Here is a 15,724-nt window from a genome sequence, read left to right on the forward strand (position 1 = left end):
CGGAGGGCGCTGTGGTGGTGGGCATGGCGGGCATGGTGGTCATCGCGTCTCGCCGCCGAGGGCAAGCAGTCGGCGCAGGTCGATCTCGCCGGTGTGCCAGGCGCGAGCGACCTGTTCCGTTCCGCCGGGAACGGGCCGGAGGCTGAACGAACGCGGTTCGGACGCCGGAAGCGTCGCCAGTCCGGGGATCACCTCGCCGGTGTGCGGGTCGGTGACCGCGTCGAGGCCGGCGAGCCGGGCGAAGAACTCCCGCTGCCAGTGGGGGCGTACCTGGGTGAGCGTCTCCACCTCGTCGGGGTGGTTCTCGGCCACCCAGGTGAGGAAAGCGTGCTCGTCGGCGATCACGACCGTCGGCTGGGGGTCGATGAGCGTGATGGTGGCGATCGGGGTGCCGTCCGGCAGTGTCGCCCGGATCGACTTGAGGCCGAGCTCGGCACGGGCCGCGCGCAGGCCGTCGAGGACCTCGCGGCGCGTGGCCCGGTACTCGGCCTCCACCACGTCGCGCAGCACCCTGAGCACGGCGACCCGGGTGGCGTGGTCCCTGAGGCTCATGCGACCTTGTCCTTCCTCTGCCCGGTCCCGGCCTCGTCCTTCCTCCGCTCAGTCCTCCGCTCGGTCTCGCGCTCGGTCTCGGCCCTCGACTCGGCATCTCGGGCGTCCTGCTTCTTCGCCGCCTCGGTGCCGTGGCGCACGATCAGCTCGCCGAGCGTGCGGGTCTCCCCGTCGTCCAGGACGGCGGAGCCGAGCAGGTTGTGCCGGCGGGCCTCCTCGTAGAGGGAGCGCAGGCCGTCATAGGTGGCATCCGGTGCGGTGGCCGCCGTGATGTAGTCGGACACGGACCTGGCGGGCTTGCCGGTCTTGAGCCAGCCGAGGATGGCCTCGGCGAACTCCGCGCCGGGCTTGTGGAGCACCATCCCGGACAGCGGCTTCGCCCGGGACTTGGAGATCACCAAGGTGTTCTCGTGGTCGAGGTCGCCGACGATGTCGAATTCGTACTCGATGCCCTCCCGCTGCTCGGGCTTGAGCCCGACCTTGCGCGGTACCTTGCGCCCGCGCTCGTCGGCCTCGACGACGTACTCGGTCTTGGTGCGCATGGTGGCGATGAGCTGACCGGGATAGGCGAGCAGGGCGTCGATCATCGCCCGCTCCAGGGGGCGGGCCTCCTTCCAGCCGGCGAAGCTGTTCCCCGACCCGGTGCGCTTCGCCGCGTTGTCGACCTGCTCCAGCATCCCGCCCGTGCCGGACCAGAAGTGCGAGAGCGAGTCGACGATCACGACGTCGTAGCCCTCGTGGGCGGCCACCGCGAGCGCCTCGACGAGCGCCCGGGGCTCGAACGTCGTGAGCGGGAGGGTGTCGAAGGCGAATTCGTCGGCGTACTTGGAAGCGCTGCCGTGCTCGGTGTCGATCAGGGCGATCCGGTCGCCGAGCCCGGTGCCGATGACGAGCGCGGTGTAGGTCTTGCCCGAGCCGGTGGGACCGGTGAGCGCGATGCGGGCCTTGGCCTGCTCCTTGGTGGCTGGGGTGAAGGTGAAGGTGCTCACGCCGTTCTCCTCTGGCGCATCCGACGGCGGTTCGGGGTGGGCTTGGGAAGGGCCGGAACACGGCCCTCACTTGGCAAGACGTGCACCCACACGGCCGTCACTTGCTCGAATGTCAGTTCGAAACTGCCTGAAACCACACATTAGGCACGCACGGAGGAAAAAATCAACACTTTTCTCCAGAAAAGTAATCAATGCGCTTGATGTCCGTATCGGTCGGAGCGAGTGTGCCTGCGCCACGACGCGGGTGGGCACAGTGGGCACACGGTCGTAGCCGGAACCGGTCCGGTGGATTCGGGAAAGGCCCTGCGCAGGCCCCCGGCGTAGGGTCGGAGTATGTCCCCGTCCGGGAGCTCCGCCGCATCGGACGCGGCCCCGCCCGCGGCACCTCGGCCCACCCCGAGGACGCCGTCCTCGCTGTCGCCTTCGCGCGCGGACGACTTCATGACCTGCCCGCTGCGCTACCGGCTCCGGGCGATCGACAAGCTGCCGGAGCCACCGAACCCGGCGGCGACCCGAGGCATTGTGGTGCACGCGGTGCTGGAGCGGCTCTTCGACGTGCCGGCCGGGCAGCGCACCCCGGACCGTGCCCGTGCGTTGCTGCGCCCGGAGTGGGAGCGGCTGCTGGGCAAACGGCCCGAACTGGCCGCCCTCTTCCCGCAGGACACGGACGGCGCGGTACTGGCCTCCTGGCTGGCCGAGGCGGAACAGCTGCTGGAGCAGTACTTCCGGATGGAGGACCCGACCCGGTTGGAGCCCGCCGGGCGGGAGCTGTTCGTGGAGACCACGCTGGAGTCCGGGCTGACGCTGCGCGGGATCATCGACCGGGTGGACGTCGCCCCGACCGGCGAAGTCCGCGTGGTGGACTACAAGACGGGCAAGGCGCCCCCGCCGGACTTCGAGCACCGGGCCATGTTCCAGATGAAGTTCTACGCCCTGGTGCTGTGGCGGCGACGCGGGGTGGTCCCGCGCCGCCTCCAGTTGCTCTATCTGGGCAGCGGTGACGTGGTGACGTACGACCCGGACGAGGCGGACCTGCGGGCGGTGGAGCGGAAGCTGCGGGCGCTGTGGGCGGCGATCCAGCGGGCGGTGACGACGGGCGAGTGGCAGCCCAGCCCGAGCCGCTTCTGTGACTGGTGCGGCTACCGGGACCTCTGCCCCGCGTTCGGCGGCACCCCACCGCCCTATCCCCTGGCCGGCGTCACCGCCACCACCACTCCCGGCTCCGCCGCAGGTGACACCGCCGCCGACACCCGTACCGCCGCCGCCCGGGCCACCCGCCCCGCCCGATAGGCGGACGCCAGGAGCAAGGGCTGGAGGTGTTCCAGGCCGGAGACGACGAACTCCTCGCCGGCGACCAGGAGCGGGCGGCCAGCCTTGATGCCGGCAGCCGCAGCCTCCGTCAGGTCCGCCAGAGGCGGAAGCGTCGCGCGGACGACGCCCGCCCCCGCGGCAGCGGCCCGTTCCGCCAACGCCACCTGCAAGGGCAGGAGCGGAGCCAGTGCGGCCGTCAACGCGTCGGCGATACGGCGGAGTTCGGGGGACGAGTCCCGTAGTACGTCCGCCGCGGCCCGGATCAGAGGGGCGAGGGCGAGGAGCACGCCCGCCATCACCCCCGCCGCCGTAGGCAGCAGCGGCGACGTCGCGTCGACCAGCTCGCCGAGCGCCTCCGCCGCCTCCTCCACGGCGGGCTCCACGGCGTCAAGGACCGGCAGCAGGCTGTCACCCAACGCGGTGATCAACGCTTGCGCGGGCTCGCTGACGGGGTGGGTGGCGAGCGGCGCCCCGCTCGTACCGAGCCGCGTCAGTGTGTCCACGATGCGGTAGAAGGCCTCCTGCGCCTGTGGTGAGGCGCTCGCCTCGGCCAGCTCGGCGGTGGTTTCGCGCAGTACCCGCAGCGCCTCAGCGCCCGAACCGTCTCTCGGATCAAAGGTGTTGATGGCGATACGGGTGATATTGCCCGCGGTGTCCAGAAGTTGGCCGGTGATGTCGGTGGTGTTCCGTGCGATACGTGCCACGTCATCCCTGCTGGGGAGCGACGGAATCGTTGCCATGGACTGCTCCTCGCCTCACGCCCTGCGCTCCAGCGTCCGGCCCCCGTCGCGCCGACGCCCACCCACAGCATGCCCGCTCCGCCACGCCAACGCCCTCTTGTTGCAGGGGAATCGAACCGGTACACCTCCCGGTACCGATTAACAGGAGGTACGCGTGCGTCTGCCGAGACCCGTCCTGCTCGCCACCGCCACAGCCACCGCTACGGCAACACTCCTGCTCACCCCATACGGCGCCGTAGCCGACCCGACGCCCCAGCCCCCGACCCGCGAGAGGGAGACCGGAGCCACCTCGGAAGGAGCCGACAGAGCTGCCAGAGCGCCCGAGAGCACCACCGACCGAGCCCTCACCTCCCCCGCCCTCGACCTCACCACAGACGCCCGCGGTTACCCCCGCGAGCAGACCCTCACCCCGGACCCGCAGAACCCCGCGGACAAGTCCATCAAGCTCGGCCTCACCCCGTACCACGCCATCGCCCCGAAGCTGAACGCCCTCCAACAGCTCGGCGACCGCGTCAGCGTGGAGATCGCGGGCCGTTCGGCGGGCGGTCACCGTCTGTACCTGGTCACCGTCACCGCCCCGGAGTCGTCGAAGCAGGCCCGCGCCCAGGAACGTATGCGCGAACTCATCGAGAACGCACCCCAGGCCGCCGCCAAGGACCCCACCCTCAAAGCCGCGTACAAAACCCCCGTCTTCTTCAACAACAACATCCACGGCAACGAATGGGAGGGCACCGACGCCGCCCTCAAGCTCATCGAACGGCTCGCGAAGGCGAAGGACAAGGACACCACCGATCTCCTCGCCCGCAACCGCCTCTACTTCAACATCACCGCGAACCCCGACGGCCGTATCGCCGGCACCCGCGCCAACGCAGGCGGCTTCGACATGAACCGCGACTTCATCACCGCCTCGCAGCCCGAAGTCCGCGCGATGCGGCAGATCGAGATCGACAAGCAGCCCGCCGTCATGCTCGACCTGCACGGCTACGTCAACGGCACCCTCATCGAGCCGACCACTCCCCCGCACGGCGAGAACTACGAGTACGACCTGTTCCTCAAGAACACCTACGCCAACGCCCTCGGCATGGAGTCCGCCGTCAACGGCCTCGGCTACACGCCCGAGAAGGACGGCGTGGAGCCCGCCCAGATCCCCTTCCGCGACCAGGAGGAGGGCTGGGACGACTGGCCGCCGATCTTCACCCCGCAGTACGCGGCCTTCCACGGCACCGTCGCCGCGCACACGATCGAGATCCCGCTCGCGGTGAACAACGAGGAGTACGACGAGCTGCCGGTCACCGAGCTGCGCCGCCGTGCGGCGATCAACGTGGACGTGGCGGGCGCGGCGATGGACGCCACCCTCAACTTCGCCCAGAAGCACCGTACTTCCCTCATCGCCGACCAGATCGAGGTCTTCCGCCGGGGCGCTACAGGTGCCGCGCAAACACCCGTCTCGCCCGAAACGGTGCCGGGTGTTCCGGGCATCGGTCCTGAAGACGTCTACACGACCGACTTCCCGCGCGCGTACGTCATCCCCTCCGGTCGCGGTCAGCGCTCAAGCACCGCCGCGGCCCGCCTCGTCGACCACCTGCTCGCCAACGACGTCCAGGTCCGGCGCGCCACAAAGGACTTCAGGCTCGGCGGCAAGTCGTACACGCGGGGCTCGTACGTCATCGACATGCGCCAGCCCAAGCGCGGTCTCGCCAATGTGATGCTGGCGGACGGCCGGGACATCAGCGACAAGGTGTCGACGATGTACGACATCTCCGGCTGGAGTCTGGGCCGCCTGTGGGGCGCGTCGGTCGACTCCGTACGGACCGCCGGGCTCTCCGTCCCGTCCCGTACGGTCCACGAGGCCGCTGGCGTCGGGCATGTGGCCCCGGGCGCCAACCTCCGTCTGCGCCTGGACGACGCCCGCGAGATCGCGGCGCTCAACTCCCTTCTGGCGGACGGGGTTTCGGTACGCCAGTCGGCCGACGGCGGCAGCGCGATCGTGCCCGCGTCGGCGCGGACGAAGGCGGCAGCGCTCGCCAGGAAGTACGACGTCGCCTTCGACGCGACGAAGACGACCGGAGGCACCCCGCTCCACCGCGTACGCGTCGCCGCGGCCGTCACCCCCGGCGAGCTCTTCGCCCTCCGCGAGATGAACTTCGACGTCACCCCGGTGTCCACGGCGATCCTCAACGCGGGCTTCGACTGGTCGAAGGCGGACGTCCTGTTCGCGTCGGCGGGGCTCGACCACGAGGAGCTCGGCGCGGCAGCCCGTACCGCCCTGGACCGCTTCCTGGCCCGCGAGGGTCTCGTCGGCCGCGGAGCCACCGGAGCCGCGCTCAACGCCGCCGCGGACCTGCTCGCCGTCAAGCCGGTCGAGGGCAACGGGGACGCCAACGGCGTTGTACGCGTGGTCAATTCACGCGGCGGCATCACGCAGGGCGCTCCGGACCACAGCTTCGTGTACGCCCCCATGTGGTTCACGGACCTGGGCTCCTCAGTCCGTGTGGAGCAGTCGTACGCGACCGGAAATCCCCTGGTCTCCGGCCACTGGCGCGCGTTGGATGACGGCACCGGCGGCCCGGACCGGGCGGCGGGCCAGGCCTCGGTCGTCAGCGGGCCGCATGCCGTCCTGTTCGGCACGGAACCGCTCTTCCGCGCCCATCCGAAGGGGGAATTCCCCCAGGTCGCACGGGCCTTGTTGACGGTGGCCCGCTGACACCCTGAGGCACGACAGGCACGACAGGCACGACGACTGGAGGAGTACGGATGACCCCGGAGATCCACGGCACCGTCGCCGACGGCTACGAGGCGGTACGCGAGGAGTTCGCGGCCGTCGTGGCAGCCGAACGGCCGGACTACGCTGGCCAGTTGAGCGCGTACGTCCACGGGCGACGGGTCGTCGATCTCTGGGCCGGTCCTCAGACGGAGGAGGACACGCTGTTCGGTGTCTTCTCGTCCACGAAGGGGGCGGCCCATCTGGTGGTCGCCCTACTCGTGCAGGAGGGAACGCTGGAGCTGGACCGTGAAGTGGCGTACTACTGGCCCGAGTTCGCGGTCGAGGGCAAGTCGGCGATCACCCTGCGCGAGCTGCTCGCGCATCGCGCGGGCGTGGTCGGCTCCGACGCGGGCCTCACGGACGACGAGCTCGCCGACGACCGCGCGGTCGCCGAACGGCTCGCGGGCCAGCGCCCGTTCTGGCGGCCGGGCACCGCCTTCGGCTACCACGCGCTCGTGATCGGCGCGCTGACGGGCGAGGTCGTACGGCGGGTCACGGGCCGTACGCTCCAGGAGGTGTACGAGGAGCGGATCCGTGCCCCGTACGGGCTGGACTTCTTCCTGGGGCTACCCGAGGCGGAGGAGCCCCGCTTCCGCTCCGTACAGCCGATGGCGCCGACGGCCGCCGAGCAGGCCGTACTGGACGCGGCGCCCACCGGCCCGCACACGCTCACGTCGATCGCGTTCAACGAGCATGTGCCGGAGCCCGGAACGCTGGAGGGCTTCGCCAACTCCCGTACCGTGCGCGCCAAGGGCCAGGCGTCGGCGGGCGGCGTCGCCTCCGCGCGCGGGCTCGCCGGGATGTACGCGGCGGCGATCAGCCGGGTGGGCGGCCGGGCGCCGCTGCTGAAGCCGGACACGATCGCGGAGGTCGGGCAGGTCCACTCGATCGGCTTCGACCTGGTGATGCGCGCCCACAAGGCGTACGGGCTCGGCTTCCAGGCCACGGCGGAGAACTGGTACCCGTTCCTCGGCGCCGGGGCCTTCGGCCACAGCGGAGCGGGCGGCAGCCAGGCCTTCGCCGATCCGCGCAGCGGCCTGGCCTACGGCTACACACGGCGCCGGATGTCGTTCCCGGGCGGGGCTGCGCCGGAGAACGAGCGGCTGGTGCGGGCGGTGCACATAGCTGCGCTTGCCTAAGCCAAGCGGACTTGCCGAAGTCCGGTGCGCTACCGCGTCTCTAGGGAGGCCGCAGGCCTCTTAGGGGCGCGGGGCTGTGGCATATGCGGCTCCGCCGCGATGGGGGTCCCCCCGCTCTGGGGGTCCCCAGGCCCTTAAGGCACTGGGGGAGAAGCCGAGAGTGGGGGAGCGACAAGCCACCACGAACCGGCAGCTACGAACCGCCCTCCCAGCGGAGCGTCTTGTCCGACTGGCCGGACATTGTTCGAAAACTATTGACGGCCCCGTGTGCACCGGCTGACACTCTCGCAACACGACGTCACGCGGACGAAACAGCGCGGACGAAACAGCAGGGTGCCCAGGCGTCAGGGCCGCCACCCACTCTCCCTTCGTTCCCCGTCGTCCCTTGAGCGATGAGCGACGTCTCAACGAGGAGACTTGACATGCCGCAGACCGACCGGCCTCGCAGCCGCGCGAGACGCCTGGCGGGCCATCTCGCCGGGCTGACCGCCGCGTCACTGTTCCTGGGTCTCGCCGGACCCGTCGCCCCCGTACAGGCGGCGGAGATCACCGACGGCCTGGCCCTCTGGTACAAGCTCGACGCAACCTCCGGCACCGCTGTGGCCGACGCCTCCGGGAACGACCGGAACGGCACCGTCAGCGGCACCGCCAACTGGTCCGGCAGCGGCGAGGGACTCGCCTTCAACGGCTCCGACACCTACATCGATGTGCCGGACGACATCATGAGCGGCATGGACGCGATCAGCGTCTCGATGGACGTACGGATCGACTCCACGCAAGCCACCCCGTACTTCCTCTACGGCTTCGGCAACACCAGCGGCACCGCCGGCAACGGCTACCTCTTCACCACCGGCGACAGCTTCCGGACCTCCATAGCCACCGGCAACTGGTCGACGGAACAGACCACCAGGCCGTCCGCCTCCGGCAACCTGACCCGTTCCGTCTGGAAGCAGGTCACGTACACCCAGACCGGCAACACGGGTGTGCTGTACGAGGACGGCGTGGAGGTGGCCCGCAACACCTCGGTCACCATCACCCCGGGCGCCATCGGCTCCGGCAAGACGACCGCCAACTACATCGGCAAGTCCGTGTACCCGGGCGACAAGCTCTTCAAGGGCCAGATCCGCGACTTCCGGGTCTACAACCGGGCACTCGGCGGCTCGGAGGTCGAGGAGCTCTCCCTCCCCGTCGCCACCCAGGGCGTCGCCGACGACAAGGCCGCTCTCACCCTCGGCGACACCACCGGCGTCGTCTCCGACCTGACCCTGCCCACCACGGGCACCGCCGGCGGATCGAAGATCAGCTGGGCCACGGACAACGCCGGCGTGGTCTCCGCCACCGGCAAGGTCACCCGCCCCGCCGCCGGTGAGCCGGACGGCCGCGCCACGCTCACGGCGACCCTGAAGAAGGGAACCGTGACCGACACCAAGAGCTTCGACATCACGGTCTCCCCCGCCTTCGACGACGCCACGGCCACCGAGCAGGCCGCCGAGGCGCTGTCCGTCCACAACCTCGACGACGTACGCGGCAACCTCACCCTCCCCGCGACCGGTGACCACGGCACGAAGGTCGCCTGGTCGTCCGCGAAGCCGGACGTCATCGACGCCGACGGCCTGGTGAAGCGCCCCGCGCACGGCGACGGCGACACCACCGTGGAGCTGACCGCGACGGTCACGAAGGGCGACGCGAAGGCGACTCGGACCTTCACCGCCAAGGTGCCGGAACTGCCGAAGAAGGAAGCCCTCAAGGGCTATATGTTCAGCTACTTCACCGGCGAGGGCACCTCGGACGGCGAGCAGCTCTACGCCGCCCTCAGCAAGGGCAACGACCCGCTGAACTGGCGGGAGTTGAACGAGGGCAAGCCGGTCCTGACCTCCACGCTCGGTGAGAAGGGTCTGCGCGACCCGTTCATCATCCGCTCCCCCGAGGGCGACAAGTTCTACCAGATCGCCACCGACCTGCGGATCTACGGCAACGGCAACTGGGACGCCTCGCAGCGCACCGGCAGCAAGTCCATCATGGTCTGGGAGTCCACCGACCTGGTGAACTGGACGAACCAGCGCCTGGTCAAGGTCTCCCCGGACTCGGCGGGCAACACCTGGGCCCCGGAGGCCTATTACGACGAGAAGCTCGGCGAGTACGTCGTCTTCTGGGCGTCGAAGCTGTACGACAACGAGGCGCACACCGGCGACACGTACAACCGCATGATGTACGCGACCACCCGCGACTTCCACACCTTCAGCGAGCCCAAGGTCTGGATCGACCGCGGCTACTCGGTCATCGACTCCACGATGATCGAGCACGACGGCACCTACCACCGTCTGTCCAAGGACGAGCGGAACAACACCTCCTCCACCCCGAACAGCAAGTTCATCTTCCACGAGAAGAGCGACTCGATCCTCGACCCCTCCTACGACTTCGTCGCCGAGGGCATCGGCAAGGGGGAGATGAGCGCCGCCGAGGGACCGCTGGTCTTCAAGTCCAACACCGAGGAGAAGTGGTACGCGTTCCTCGACGAGTTCGGCGGCCGCGGCTACATCCCGTTCGAGACGACGGACCTCGCCTCCGGCGACTGGACCCCGTCCACGGGATACGACCTGCCGTCAAAGCCCCGTCACGGCACGGTACTTCCGGTCACGCAGGCCGAGTACGACCGGCTGCTGAAGGCCTATCAGTCGGACGAGCTCGTCAAGTCGGTCGAGGACGTGAAGGTGACGACGGGCATCGGTGAGGCACCGGTCCTGCCGGGCACCGTGATCGCCGAATACGGGGACGGCGCCAAGCGGCCCGTCTCCGTCGCCTGGGACGACGTCCCGGCCTCGGCGTACGCGCAGGCCGGCACCTTCACGGTGGAGGGCAGCCTGCCCGACGGCGCCGCGCTCAAGGCCAAGGCAGAGGTCACGGTCTCGGCGGACGGCCCCGACGTGCCCGCCGACCTGCTGCTGCGCTACGACTTCGACGAGACCGGCGGCAACATCGCCCGTGACTCCAGCGGGCACGGCTACCACGGCACGTACGTCCGTACGCCCGACTTCGGAACGGGGGTCAAGGACGGCTCCTTCAAGATGTCCGGCGGTTCCAGTTCCTCCACCACCTCCCCGTACGTCAGCATCCCGAACGGCGTTCTGAAGGGCGCTGACAGCGTCACCGTCTCCACCCACGTGAAGTGGAAGGGCGGGGACAACTTCCAGTGGCTCTTCGGCCTGGGCCCGGACAGCGACAAGTACCTCTTCGCCACCCCGTCCAACGGCGCCGGCAAGGTCTTCTCCGCGATCACCAAGGCCACTTGGTCGGGCGAGAAGCAGATGGTCGGCGGCTCGCAGCTCACTCCCGGTGAGTGGAAGCACGTCACCGTCACGGTGAACAGCGCGACCGAGACGGCGGTCCTCTACGTCGACGGCGCCGAGGCGGCCCGGGCGAACGGTGTCACCATCAAGCCGTCCGAGATGTACGACGCGTCGAAGGGCTACTCCGGCTACATCGGCCGGTCCATGTACTCCCCCGACCCGTACTTCGGCGGCGAGGTCGACGACTTCCGGATCTACAACCGGGCGCTGTCGCCCGCCGAGATCCTGGAGCTCAGCGGGAACACCACGGGTATCGCCTCGGCGACCCACCCCGCGCTGAAGGTCGACGCGATCATCGACGACACGGACAGCAGGATCACGCTCCCGCTGACCGCGGGCAGTGATGTGACCGCCCTGGCACCGGAGTTCGGCCTCGCCAACGGCGCGACCATCAGCCCCGCGTCCGGCACCCTGCGCGACTTCACCGAGCCGGTGACGTACGAGGTGACCGGCTCGGACGGCGAGAAGCGCACCTGGACGGTCCGGGCCCTGGAGATGAAGAGCCCGGTCCTGCCGGGGCTCAACGCCGACCCGAACATCGTCAGGTTCGGCGACACCTTCTACATCTACCCGACCACCGACGGCTTCCCGGGCTGGAGCGGCACGCAGTTCAAGGCGTACTCCTCCAAGGACCTGGTGCACTGGAAGGACCACGGAGTCATCCTCGACCTGGGCCCGGACGTGACGTGGGCCGACAGCAGGGCCTGGGCGCCGACGATGGAGGAGAAGAACGGCAAGTACTACTTCTACTACTCCGCCGACGCGAACATCGGTGTCGCGGTCTCCGACTCGCCCACCGGCCCGTTCAAGGAGCCCCTGGGCAAGCCGCTGATCGCCGCCGGCGCCTACACGGGCCAGATGATCGACCCGGCGGTCTTCACGGACGACGACGGCCAGTCGTACCTCTACTGGGGCAACGGCAGGGCGTACGTCGTGCCGCTGAACGACGACATGGTCTCCTTCGACGCCTCGAAGGTCACCAACATCACCCCGAGCGGCTACAACGAGGGCACCTTCGTCATCAAGCGCAAGGGCACCTACTACTTCATGTGGTCGGAGAACGACACGCGGGACGAGAACTACCGCGTCGCCTACGCCACCGGGTCCTCGCCCACCGGTCCCTGGACCAAGCAGGGCGTGATCCTGGAGAAGGACCTCTCGCTCGGTATCAAGGGCCCCGGCCACCACTCGGTGGTGAAGGTGCCGAACTCCGACGACTGGTACATCGCCTACCACCGTTTCGCCATCCCCGGCGGTGACGGCACCCACCGCGAAACCACCGTCGACAAGCTGGAGTTCGACTCCGACGGCCTGATCAAGAAGGTCGTACCGACACTGGCGAGCATCGACCCGGTCACCATCGTCCGCGCCGGGCCCGACGCCGCCGGCACCGAGGGCGGCGCGATCTCGCTCACCGGCACCATCTCCGGGGCCGGTGACCCGAAGTGGACGGTTCAGGACGGAGCGCCCTGCACCTTCTCCGACCCCGATGCCGTTCTCACCGCGATCACCTGCGACGACGACGGTACGTACGAGGTCACGCTGACCGGCGGCCGCAGCAGCGACACGCTCACCGTGACCGTGGACAACGCGGCGCCGGTGATCACTTCGGCCGCGGGCCCTGCGTCCCCGGTGTCGGTCGGCAGGAGCGCGGTCGTCACGGCCGACTTCACCGACCTCGGCTCCGGTGACAGCCAGACCTGCCGGGTCGACTGGAAGGACGGCACCGAGCCGGCCACCGGAACGGTCAGCGGCTCCCGCTGCGAAGCCGGCCACACCTACACCAAGGCGGGCATTCACCGGCCGGAGATCACGGTCACGGACGACGACGGCGGCTCGGACAGCACCAAGCTCGCCGAACTGATCGTGTACGACCGGGCGGCCTGGCCGATCGCGGGCGTCGGCGTGATCTCCTCGCCGGCCGGGGCCTACCCCGCCAGGCCCAGCCTGAAGGGTCCGGCGGGCTTCTCCTTCGGTGCCAAGTACAAGAAGGGCGCCACCGTTCCGAGCGGCAACGCCACCTTCGACTACGCGGCCGCCAAGCTGAAGTTCCGTTCCACCTCTTCCGACTGGTTGGTGGTCACGGGCTCCGACGCCCAGTACCAGGGCTCCGGCACGGTCAACGGCACCAGCGGCTACGGCTTCCGCATAACCGTGACCAACTCCCCTGACACGTACCGCATCAAGATCTGGAAGAAGTCCACGGGAGACGTCGTCTACGACAACCTCACGGGCAGCAAGGCCTACGGCATCATCTTCGGCTGACGGCCCGACTCCCCATGACGGAGCGGCGCCCGGGGCATGTGCCCCGGGCGCCGCTCCGTGTGTGAGGAGCGCCGCATGTTCGGCCGTACGGCTGCCACGACCGCGCCCTGCGCTTTAGCCTTCAAACAGAATTCTGTTCACCGAGGGCTCTTGCGTTTCACAGCTCAAGATCTCGAGCCGGGAGAAACGAGACTCGAAGAGGATGAGCCGGCACCAGGACACAGCGCGAGAAGGACCGAAGGACCCCTTCGACGAGACCGGTTCGGCACACGCCGTCATCGACAGCACCGGCACCGTCGTCGAATGGGACGAGGGCGCCCAGCGGCTGCTGGGGCACACAGCGCTGGACGTCGTCGGCCGGCCCGCGGAGCGGTTGCTGGCCCCGGGCAACGAGGTCGTCCCTCCGGAGGCGGCGGCCGACCGCTGGAGCGGCGGCCTCACGCTGCGCCATCGCGACGGCCATGAGGTGCCCGTGTGGCTGCTCGCCCACCGCAGTCGGCCGGAGTCCGGCGACCGCGGCGAGTGGCGGGTGATCTGCCCGCTGGAGGACAGGGGTCCGCTGCCGTTCGACGACCCTTTGTCGGCAGCGGTGTTGGAGCAGTCCCCGTGCCCCATGGCGATCTACGACGACCGGTTACGGCTGCACAGGATCAACGAGGCGATGGAACGCATCATCGGCCTGCCCGAAGAGCGCATCCGTGGCCTGCGGCTCAAGGAGATCGGCGGCAAGCGGCAGAGCGAGGAACTCGAGCGGCATCTGCGCCGCGCGTTCCGCACCGGGCAACAGCAGGACGTGGACATTTACTTACGCACGGGCGGGGAGCAGTACGCACACCCGTGGTCGGCGAAGTTCGCGCCGTTGACCGACTCCGACGGTGTGGTGCGCGGGGTCTGTCTGACCGCGCACGACATCACGGAGCAGGATCTGGCCCGCCAGCGGCTGCAGTTGGTCAACGAGGCGAGCATCCGCATCGGCACCACGCTCGACGTCACGCGCACCGCCCAGGAACTGGCCGATGTGTGCGTGCCCGGTCTCGCCGACTTCGTGAGCGTCGACCTCATGGACCCGCCCGACGACAGCGGCGAGTGCCCGGCGAGCATCCCCTCCGCCCCCGTGGTCCTGCGTCGCGCCGCCCATCGGTCCATCACGCCGGGCTGCCCCGAAGCCGTGATCGAGCCGGGCGAGGTCGACACGTACCCGGCCTCGTCACCGCAGGCCGACTCGCTGCTGGCCGGCCGGACGACCGTCAGGTCGGACCCGGTCGCCGCCCTCCACGACTGGCTCGCCGGGGACTCGATGCGCACCGAGCGGGTCAAGGAGTACGGCGTGCACTCGGCGATGTCGGTGCCGATCCGGGCCCGCGGCGCGACACTCGGCGTCGCCGTGTTCGTGCGGTACCGCAGCCCCGAGGCCTTCACCACCGAAGACGTACTGCTGGCCGAGGAGATCACGGCCAGAGCGGCCGTCTGCGTCGACAACGCCCGCCGCTTCTCCCGCGAGCGCGAGACCGCGCTGGTCCTGCAGCGAAGCCTGCTGCCGCAGACACTGCCCCGAACGGCCGCGCTGCAGACGGCTTCGCGCTATCTTCCGGCGGCGCGCGCGGGGGTGGGCGGGGACTGGTTCGACGTCATTCCGCTGTCCGGGCTGCGCGTCGGCATGGTCGTCGGTGATGTCGTCGGCCACGGCATCCAGGCCTCCGCCACCATGGGGCGGCTCCGCACGGCCGTGCGTACGCTCGCCGATGTCGATCTGCCGCCGGACGAGCTGCTGACGCACCTGGACGACCTCGTCGTACGGCTCTCCGCGGAGGCCGGGAACGGACAGGCCACCGGCGAGGTGGGCGCCACCTGCCTCTACGCGGTGTACGACCCGGTCTCGCGCCGCTGCTCGTTCGCCAGGGCCGGCCATCCGCCACCCGTCATGGCCGTCCCGGGCGGTTCCCCCCGGCAGATCGACGTACCCGCGGGCCCGCCGCTGGGCGTGGGCGGACTGCCCTTCGAGAGCACGGAACTCGAACTGCCCGAAGGAACCGTGCTCGCCCTGTGCACCGACGGCCTGATCGAGAACCGGATCCGGGACATCGACGGGAGTTACGAGCTCCTGTGCCAGGTGCTGGCGCGATCCGCCGGCTCGCTGGACGAGACATGCCAGGATCTCGTACGGACCCTGCTGCCCCCTGACGGTGCGGCCGATGACGTGGCGCTCCTGCTGGCCCGTACCCAGGGCCTCGCCGCCTCCCAGGTCGCGACCTGGGACGTTCCTCCTGCCGCGGCCCTGGTGGCACGGGCAAGGAAGTACGCGACCGGGCAACTGGACCTCTGGGGCCTGGACGAGGCGGCGTTCGCGGCCGAACTCGTGGTGAGTGAACTCGTCACGAACGCCATCCGGCACGGCAGTCCGCCCGTCCGGCTGCGCCTGATCCACGATGACGACGACGCCACGCTGATCTGCGAGGTGTCGGACGGCAGCAGCACGGCACCGCACCTGCGCCGGGCCAAGACGTACGACGAGGGCGGCCGCGGACTGCTTCTCGTCGCCCAGCTCACCGAGCGCTGGGGCAGCCGCCCCACGGACGACGGCAAGACCATCTGGGCGGAATTGTCGGTGAGTTGAAGA

Annotated in this window: 8 protein-coding genes; 5 read left to right on the plus strand and 3 right to left on the minus strand. The window is 69.7% G+C overall.

The features are described from left to right. Positions 1–39: 39 nt before the first annotated feature. On the minus strand, positions 40–552 hold the full coding sequence (locus OP79_RS15065) for a hypothetical protein (RefSeq protein ID WP_033320692.1): 513 nt from the start codon (positions 550–552) through the stop codon (positions 40–42). Beyond that, positions 549–1,541: an ATP-binding protein gene (locus tag OP79_RS15070; RefSeq protein WP_051744669.1), complete on the minus strand. Its 993-nt coding sequence runs from the start codon at positions 1,539–1,541 to the stop codon at positions 549–551. Before OP79_RS15070 ends, OP79_RS15065 begins: the two co-directional genes overlap by 4 nt. 333 nt (positions 1,542–1,874) lie before the next feature. Between OP79_RS15070 and OP79_RS15075 the strand changes: the two genes are divergently transcribed. Then, positions 1,875–2,831, plus strand: a complete 957-nt coding sequence (locus tag OP79_RS15075) for a RecB family exonuclease (protein ID WP_051744670.1) — start codon at positions 1,875–1,877, stop codon at positions 2,829–2,831. On the opposite strand, the gene OP79_RS51675 is transcribed toward OP79_RS15075, so the two are convergent. Next, positions 2,723–3,592 (minus strand): hypothetical protein, encoded by an 870-nt coding sequence (locus tag OP79_RS51675; RefSeq protein ID WP_078491801.1) that lies wholly within the window; start codon positions 3,590–3,592, stop codon positions 2,723–2,725. The genes OP79_RS15075 and OP79_RS51675 overlap by 109 nt on opposite strands. A gap of 154 nt (positions 3,593–3,746) precedes the next feature. Between OP79_RS51675 and OP79_RS15085 the strand changes: the two genes are divergently transcribed. The 4 genes from OP79_RS15085 (at position 3,747) to OP79_RS15100 (ending at position 15,721) form a co-directional block, all read left to right on the plus strand. Next, positions 3,747–6,296, plus strand: a complete 2,550-nt coding sequence (locus OP79_RS15085) for a M14 family zinc carboxypeptidase (RefSeq protein WP_033320694.1) — start codon at positions 3,747–3,749, stop codon at positions 6,294–6,296. 50 nt (positions 6,297–6,346) lie between these two features. Next, entirely contained in the window at positions 6,347–7,495 is a 1,149-nt protein-coding gene (locus OP79_RS15090) for an EstA family serine hydrolase (protein ID WP_033320695.1), read from the plus strand. 422 nt (positions 7,496–7,917) lie between these two features. Further along, positions 7,918–13,107, plus strand: a complete 5,190-nt coding sequence (locus tag OP79_RS15095) for a family 43 glycosylhydrolase (protein ID WP_033320696.1) — start codon at positions 7,918–7,920, stop codon at positions 13,105–13,107. Between the two features lie 202 nt (positions 13,108–13,309). After that, positions 13,310–15,721, plus strand: a complete 2,412-nt coding sequence (locus tag OP79_RS15100) for a SpoIIE family protein phosphatase (protein WP_211270799.1) — start codon at positions 13,310–13,312, stop codon at positions 15,719–15,721. Positions 15,722–15,724: the final 3 nt, after the last annotated feature.

Source organism: Streptomyces yerevanensis (genome assembly GCF_000716805.1).
In the GTDB taxonomy this organism is placed as follows: Bacteria; Actinomycetota; Actinomycetes; order Streptomycetales; family Streptomycetaceae; genus Streptomyces; species Streptomyces flaveus.